Annotated in this window: 5 protein-coding genes and 1 pseudogene; all 6 read right to left on the reverse strand. The window is 60.1% G+C overall.

The features are described 5' to 3' along the window. Window positions 1-200: 200 nt before the first annotated feature. The gene (locus C7I87_RS34740) at window positions 201-2,789 is read right to left on the reverse strand and encodes an EAL domain-containing protein (protein WP_188394121.1); all 2,589 of its coding nucleotides are present in this window, start codon (window positions 2,787-2,789) and stop codon (window positions 201-203) included. A gap of 834 nt (window positions 2,790-3,623) precedes the next feature. After that, a complete protein-coding gene (locus C7I87_RS34750; protein WP_188394122.1) occupies window positions 3,624-5,138 on the reverse strand; it encodes a lipopolysaccharide biosynthesis protein in 1,515 nt (504 codons plus the stop codon). A 667-nt stretch (window positions 5,139-5,805) separates the two neighbouring features. Then, on the reverse strand, window positions 5,806-6,117 hold the full coding sequence (locus C7I87_RS34760; protein ID WP_149908441.1) for a cupredoxin domain-containing protein: 312 nt from the start codon (window positions 6,115-6,117) through the stop codon (window positions 5,806-5,808). 11 nt (window positions 6,118-6,128) lie between these two features. Further along, window positions 6,129-6,653, reverse strand: a complete 525-nt coding sequence (locus C7I87_RS34765) for a DUF4142 domain-containing protein (protein WP_149908442.1) — start codon at window positions 6,651-6,653, stop codon at window positions 6,129-6,131. Between the two features lie 118 nt (window positions 6,654-6,771). Further along, window positions 6,772-7,446 (reverse strand): RNA polymerase sigma factor, encoded by a 675-nt coding sequence (locus C7I87_RS34770; RefSeq protein ID WP_149908443.1) that lies wholly within the window; start codon window positions 7,444-7,446, stop codon window positions 6,772-6,774. 589 nt (window positions 7,447-8,035) lie between these two features. Next, window positions 8,036-8,274, reverse strand: a pseudogene (locus C7I87_RS34780) (S-(hydroxymethyl)glutathione dehydrogenase); the annotation flags it as partial.

Here is an 8,274-nt window from a genome sequence, read left to right on the forward strand (position 1 = left end):
GGGTCCTGGACAAGATACTCGTTCACTAAACAGGGACGGTGCCGAGTTCGCCGACCTGTGGACCCAGCTCTTGCGACAGCCCCTCGTTTTTACCTATCGCGAACACTCGGCCTGATGGGTCGACACGCGACCCTCACCAACGTGAGCCAGTAATTGGCAGCAGCCTACGTCGAGCAGGCTGCTCTGTGTGACGGCCGGAGTTAAGTATGGGACGACGCATTCCCGTGAGGCCGGCTGGCGGGAGGCTGCTCTCTGCTTCGCTCCCATGTCTTTTCCGGAGCGGGCGCGATGATGTCGCCGGCCACGACGGCGCGCGTGCGCTCCAGCATTGCCGGGATCTCCCGAGCAGGCAGAGGCCGGCTGAGCAGGAACCCCTGGGCCTCGGTGCAGCCTTCCCTTCGCACCCGTTCAAGCTGGTCGGCTGTCTCAACCCCTTCGGCGGTAGTCTGCATCCCGAGGCTGTTGCCGAGGCTCGTTACGGCTCGGATAATGGCAATGGAGCTGGCGAGATCCTCGGTATCCTTCACGAAGGACTGGTCGATCTTGATCTTGTCGAACGGGAATGAGCGCAGGTAGCTCAAACTCGAATATCCGGTTCCGAAATCATCCATCGCTATTTGCACACCCAGCAGGTGGATCTGTTGCAGCATCGCGAGAGTCGCCTGGGTGTTGGCCAGCAGCACCATCTCAGTGATTTCAAGCTCGAGACGACCCGCGGGCAAGCACGAGGCATCCAGCGCCGCGACGATCGTGGCGAGCAAGCGCGTGTTGCGAAACTGCGTCGGCGAAAGGTTAACGGCAACCTTGATGCCATCGGGCCAGCCTGCTGCGTCGAGGCAGGCTTGCTTGAGCACCCACTCACCGATCGGGACGATAAGGCCAATCTCTTCAGCTAGCGGAATGAACTCGGCCGGGGAGACAATGCCGCGCGCGGGGTGATGCCAGCGCAGCAGTGCCTCAAAGCAGCTGACGTGGCCGCTTTCCAGGTTGAGCAGCGGTTGGTAGTAAATCTCAAACTGCTGCCGCCCCAGTGCTTCCCGCAGATCGAGTTCAAGAAATCGCCGCACCTGCATCCGGGCATCCATTTCCGGCTCGAAGAACCTGTACGTTCTGCGTCCCTCCGCCTTTGCTCGGTAGAGCGCCATGTCGCCGTTCTTGAGCAACTGGTCGGCGTTCCTGCTGTCGTTCGGCGCGATCGAGATGCCGACGCTGGCGCTGATCACGACCCCATGCCCCTCGACCTCATAAGGCGCACTCAGAGCATCGATGACCCGCTGCGCGAGAGCGGTGGCCTCCACCGGCTGATTCACCCCCCGTTGAATGAGCACGAATTCGTCGCCGCCGAGTCTCGCCACCGTGTCGCCTTCACGGACCACCCGCTTCAGCCTGGCTGCGACCTCCTTCAGCAATGCATCGCCGACCGGGTGGCCCAGCGTGTCGTTGACGGTCTTGAAATGGTCGAGATCGAGGCAAAGAAACGCGACCTTGCCGTCTCTGCGTCCGATCTCGGCCAAGGCCTCCTCGGCACGTTCGCGAAACAATATGCGGTTTGGAACATCGGTGAGCCCGTCGTGACGCGCCATGTGCGAGATGCGGACCTCGCTGCGCCGCAAGTCCGACACATCGTGATGAGTGGTAAGCCAGCCGCCGCTGGGCAGTGGCTGATGGATGACATCGATGGTGCGTCCATCGTTCAGCTCCACCAAACTCACCTTGCGCTCGGCGCGATCAATGGTGGCCGAGAGCTCTTCCAGATATTTATCTGGGTTCTGTCCGACATATAGCCCGGCGGCAATCCGGAACCGCATCAGGTCGATCCATTGCGAGCCTGGGCGGGTCAGGGTCTCTGGCAGGTGGTAGAGGTCGACATAGACCTGATTGCAGAAAACCAGCCGTCGCTCGGCATTAAACATGCACAGGCCCACGGGCATGTTCGCGGCGGCGGCAGCCAGATTCTGCCTTTCCAGCTCGGCCTCGCGGGCCAGGGCGTCACTGCGCTCCAGGCTGGCACGGTAGCCAGCAAAAGCCGAGAACAGCAATCCGACTTCGTCACGCCGATCCCTTTTCAGCGCGACCAGGGTCGAGCCACGCTCGCCCTGCGTCAACCGATGCATGGCCTCGCTCACCGCGAGGACCGGCTTGCTGACATTGTGGCGTATCCAAGCGACGAGCGCGCCAAGGCACGTGGCGGCAAAGAGGATGGCGCCCCAAGTCAGCCACTGTGCGAAGGTGTAGGTGCGATCCGCCATGGCCGCGACGGCGGTGCTGCGCTGATCGGTGAGCGCTAGCAGGTCGTCCAGCCGCTGAGCGGCCGCCGCCACGGTGGGAAGCGACGCAGCCTCGAACTCCTTGACGGCCGTGGCCCGTTCCCCATTTTCGAAGAGCGGAAAAATCGATGTGAGCGAGTCTTGGTAGGCCGTCCATAGGTTGACGAATTGATCGAACAGCTGCTGCTCGGCAAGCGAGCCGGCGCTCCTGCGGTAGACGCTCCGGCCTTGCAGCATCTCTTCGCTTTTTCTCGCCAGTTCCTTGTCGATGCCGGCTATCTGCGAAGCGTCGGTAGTACGCATGCGCAGTGTGGCGTAGAGTTGATGTTCCGCAAGGTCGCGCTTCATCTCCTCCACGATCTGGACCTGCGGCAGCCAAACGCCGGTGATCTCGTTCGTGACCTTGTTGAGTGATCTCAGTTGCGCGACCCCGAAGAGCCCTACTGCCAGGATGCATAGCAATGCAAGTCCAAAGCCCAGCGAGAGCTTCGTCCCGACACTAACGTCCTTCAACCGTTTCACAGTTACGCTCATCTGAGAGGGCCAGACTACTCGCGAGCGCCAATTGTGCGAGAAACGGGAGCGCCTTCACAAAGGTTGCGCCCAAACGCTTAAAGCTGACTTAAGATAGCATTTAGCTTGATTTCTTCCTCACACTGCCATCTTCCGAGACATCGCGATCCAAAAGCATCCGCCACCTATTAAGTTTTTCTGGCCATGGCGGCTCACGACAATTTAGGCTGATCATTCGAGATAGATGAAGTGGAGTATTAATTTGTTGTGAATGCGCAACCTACAACTCAAACGACAGACATCTACTTCGAGAAGACCGGACAAAGGACTGCCGACCAAGACGCATTGAGCATCTTCCAGGCGTGGGGCCGCCATCTCCGATCTGCGCTCCAACATCTGCCCTTCCCGGCTTGCGAGCATGTTCCTGGCCAGGCTCGGCGTCCCCGGGTGAGCGCCTTGGCGCGGTCGCGTGACATCGCGCGGATGAACCGATCCCGTGGCGAAGTGGTCGCTGGCGTAATGCAGGTCCATCCCGTCTCGATGCCGCGACAAGGCGACGTAGCTGCCACGCGCTCGACTATCCTCGCTTCATCAACAACTTGTGGAGACGATGATGCGAAAGCCACGGGATTTCGACGCAGAACTGAAGGCGTGCCGTGCGTGGGCGGCGACACGACGACGAATTCGCTAAGCGAGAAGGCCGACAGTTGGAGGAACCGGCCAACCCCATCGGTTCGCAAAACGTCCACCGATTGCCGTGTCCTTGCCATGAGCTTTTGTCGTCAGTCCCGTCATAGTTACCTCCGCGGCCATGAGCATCCATCGAATCCTCTTATCGGTTCGCTAGCGCAACCGACCCGCCATCACGGCTTCGCACACGTGTCTGATCGCCCAGATCAATCCGGGATGAATCCCTAATCGGGAGCGAATGCAGATCGCTTGACAAACGCCCAAGAAAATCATCGTAGCGCTGGTGACAATGGCTGCCCCAACCGCTCCATGCAGCGCGATGCCGACGATGCAGCCCGGGACATTGATGATTGCCGCGACCGACATCAGCATAGCCGCGGCGCGCTCGTGGCCTGTCATTGTCAAAAGTTGCTGCTGCGGCCCGCCCGCGGCAGCAAATAGCTGCCCGACAACCAGAATCCTGGCTATGAGCGCACCGGAGGTGAATTCACCGCCAAACGCATGCAGCACCGGTTCGATAAGCACGAGCAGTGGAAGCGCCAGCGCCACGCCGCCTGCAAAAGACAATATGGTGGCCCTTGCGAACAATGCCTGGAGTCCTGTCAGATCTTCGCGCGCGAACAGACGCGAGATAGCCGGGGCGAATGCGGTGCTCACGGCAACACGGGGCAGAGTGAGCAGCAACGCGATGTTCGATCCGACCGCGAATATCCCTGCCCCCTCTATGAACCCGATCTTTCCAAGCAGCATCACGGCCGTACGATTCATCAGGACGTCCACGAATGTCATGATCATGATCGGAAGAAGCGAAGGCCACCAATCCTGGAAAGCATAGGTCGGCGGAGCAGCACTCAGGCCAGCGGGCCACAGGCTCCATATGCTGAGAACCGTTATGAAGGCCGCGACGGCTGAACTGACCAGCAGCATCCACATCACGACCGTCGCGTCCAACCGCCACGGCGCGAAAAAAGTCGCTAGACCAAGGAGCGCGAGCATAAGTCCGTCGCGGATAATGCGCTCGGGAAGGAGTGCGGAGATAACCCCTCCGAAGGCGCGCACGAGCCCTGCACCGGTGAGATAAATTGTGATCAGCGGAAGTGCTACCAAGCCGATCAACACACTGATGGCAAGTTCCGGTTCCAGATGGTGAGGCCACCCGATCACGACCAGAGTGCCAATCGCGGCGATCAAAATTGCCACCGTAATGCAGGCTTTGGACCCAAAAAGGATGAACCCGAGCGCCATCGGATATTGTTTTGTTGTCTCGTAGGCCGGCACGAACCGCAGAACGGCTACATGAAACCCAAGAGTCGAACCATAAGACAAGAGTGTGATCCAGGCGAACACATAGGTGTATGTTCCAAAGCTCTCCGCGCCTACCAACCGAGCGATGACGATCTGCGTTACGAAGGTTAACCCGGCACCCGCCGCGTAAATGAACAAGGACCAAACGCTTGCGTGTGAGAGGCGTCGGGTCAAACCGTGGTTGCCGGTGCCTTCCTTGGCCGTAGATTGCTGGCCAGCTGGCTCGAAAGTCCTCCTTAAGCTATCGCCATTTACCCCGAGGGCGTCGGTCGCCAAATTGCCGTAAACGGGCATTGCCGAAGCCGCGAGCTGGCCTTCCAACGCCATCGTTTCCTTTACCGGTTTTCTGGATTCGTCCTCCAACGGCTTCCGTTCCTGCCCAGTCCCGACAAAGGCCGATCGGGAGCTTCCCGCGATGAATCCAAGAGGCCAGCACGGTAGCCTTAGTTCCAGCTAAGTCTTCATTCGTTCGACGGATGCAAAGTATGCTGCCCGCCGACCGGTGGAAAACTCTGCGGCGACTGTATGCCAGCATGGAGGCCGCGAACCGCAGGTAGAATTGATGAACTTCGTGTTCCGGAACGACCGTCGCGATCCGGTTGATATAAGCGTGCGCGGGCATGTTCTGTCTCCTGAGGCGTCGTAGACGGTGCAACCGTTGCTGCCGCCAAAGGGTTTCTTGCTCACGGGCGTCGGTGCTAGACGCCAAGTGGTGAGGGTTGCCTATCCGATTAACATCTCGGAGAGCTGGTTTCGTCCCGGGACGTGTGCGCAACGGATTGAACATTCGGCGATCGAGACGTTATTCGGCTTCACAAACCTGCTCGTAGGTGGAATCGCCGAGTGCAAGCGCCTCATAGCGAACCTCGCTGCGACGCCGCGGCGAGAGCGATCATTGCCAACCTCGATAGTGCCGAAGTTGCAGCCGCCCGCAGCGGCAAGCGCGGTCCTTGGTTGTGCAACCGCCTTGGGTCACGACGCACCTCCCCAATAGTGCGATCGCGGCGCCTGCCGCGATCCCACGCTCCAGCTACGGCGCGACCGCGATGTGACCCTTCATGTTGGGGTGGAAGCGGCAGAAATAGTCGACCGCTCCCGCGGCCTTCAATGTCAGGCTTGCAGAATTCTTCGGCGGGATCATCACGTCCCAACCGTCCTTGACGGTGGCCGTATGTGCGAACATGTCCTTGTTCACCCACTCGATCGTGTCGCCTACCTTCGCCTCGACCGTCGCTGGCGAGAACACCAGCTTGTCGATGGTGACCTGAATGGTTTCGGCGTTTACCGGCGCTGCAATGAACGTCAGCGCTAGTGGAAACCAAAGATGCCGTTTTGGCACCATCAACGCCGGCCTCATTTCAGCATACTGGCGACATGTTCGGCATGCTGCTCATGGCCCTGGAATATTTTCAGGCCGGTCTCCAGCAGGCTCTTCAGTTCGGCATTGCTGGCTGAAGGAATGAGCAGCGTTTCGAGAGCGCCGTCGACCTGCTTGTGGTAGGCCACTTCATTGTCGACATAAGCTTTGTCGAAGGCCGCGCCCTTGAGTTTGGCGAGCTTGGCCCGCTCCTCCGTGGCGGCTTTGGTGAGCGCCTTGCTGGTGGCGTTGTCTTCCGGCGTCACCTTGAGCTTCTTGACGAGATCGAGCGCCTGCTTGTTCACCGCTTCGTGGTCACGCACCATGTCCTTGGCGAAGGCGAGCACCTCCTTGTTCTTCGATTTCTTGAGCGCCTGCTTGGCGGCCTCGACATCAATCACGCCGGCAGTATAGGCGATGTGGGCGATCTGCGGGTCGGTTGGTTTGTCGGCGGCTTGCGCGAGGGGGGCTGTGCCGAGCAGCAGCAAGGCGGCTAGAGCGGCAGTATGACGAGTAAGCATGACATCTCCTTCGCCCGCACGCGCAATCGCATCGGGCATCGTTCTCAGTTGACGGTCATTGGATGCTGGGTAGCGGCAAACGTTCCCCAAAATCAGCTGAATTCCTCGAGGATCGGTGTCACAGGCCGAGCCGCTCCATCACGGCAGCGGTCAGCCGTTCGCAGCGCCGGCCGGCGAAGGGGAAGGCATCGAGGAGCACTGGCCCGATTTGGTCGTCCAGCGCCTTGCGCAGCAGGACGCGGGCGCGATGCAGGCGGGTCTTGACAGTTTCGGGCCGCACGCCGAGTAGTTCTGACGTCTCTTCAATGCTCAGGCCCTCGATCACCCGCGCCACGAACACCATCCGGTAGAGATCTGGAAGGTTGTCGGTCGCCCGTTCGACAAGGGCCAGGATCTGCCGTTGCGCCATCGTCCGCTCCGGATCGTCGCTGGGGTTGAGGGGAAACTGGATAATTTCGGCTTGCGGATTCACCGGCGTCGCCGCCGTTCGCCGTCTTTTTCGCAGCCGGCCGAGCGCTTCGTTAATAACGATGCGCGACAGCCAGGTGCCGAGCGAGGCATCGCCGCGAAAACTCTCGAGATGGGCAAAGGCCGTGACATAGGCCTCCTGCACGATGTCCTCGGCCTCGCCGTCATTGCGCACCACGCCGCGCGCGATGCGGTAAAGCCGCTGGTTGTGCCTCTTGATAATGGTGCGGAAGGCAGCGCCGTCGCGAGCCATGGCGCGCTTTGCCAACGTCAGGTCATCGGAGGCAGCGATGATTTCGGTCGCGTCTCGTCGAACGTACGGCATGAGCAGTCTCCTTGTCTTCAATAGATGGATCTCGACAACAAGGGTTCCCGAATATTCGTCACCCAGATGAAGGATGGCGACCGTGAGGACTACGCCTTCCTGACCGAACATGAGATCGAATACGCCGCAGGCACGGCTGATCGCGGCGAAGAGATGGCGGTTTCTGGACGCCTAAGGCCAGTTTCGCGCTGGAAAGCCAAAATGCGGGAGTTCAAAAGTGGCCGCAATGGGGCCGGAAGCGGAACGCCCGCTGGGCGGCGAGACGTAGACGGTGACCTCGAGGATCCGCAAATCTTGGGCGGGCCAAACGGCTTCTACGGTTCGGCCTGCACCACGCGGTTGGTAGAACGACGGCCGCGGCTGCGGATGTGTGATTTTCGCTATGCTGCTGTGATCACGATAGAGCTGCCACAATCTGCCGTAGCATCGCACCTTTATGACCTGCACCGGCGGCGTGATCGAGGTACTCATACCCAAACCACGCCGCCGGTTTTACGCCATTTGCCCGAGGCACAGTATTTGGGAACACAGAACCGGGGCTTGGCGTATCTGTTGCGTCGAACTGGAGTCGGCGGCTTGTGGCTGTCTTTTAGTAAACCACGACACTCCGGATCGACTTGCCCTCATGCATGAGGTCGAATCCTTTGTTGATGTCCTCGAGCTTCAGCGTGTGGGTGATCATCGGGTCGATCTGGATTTTGCCGTCCATGTACCAGTCGACGATCTTCGGCACGTCAGTGCGGCCGCGCGCGCCGCCGAAGGCGGTGCCCATCCAGCTGCGGCCGGTGACCAGCTGGAACGGCCTGGTCGAAATCTCCTGGCCGGCGC

The sequence above is a fragment of the Mesorhizobium sp. SARCC-RB16n genome, assembly GCF_008520305.1.
Taxonomy (GTDB): Bacteria; Pseudomonadota; Alphaproteobacteria; order Rhizobiales; family Rhizobiaceae; genus Mesorhizobium.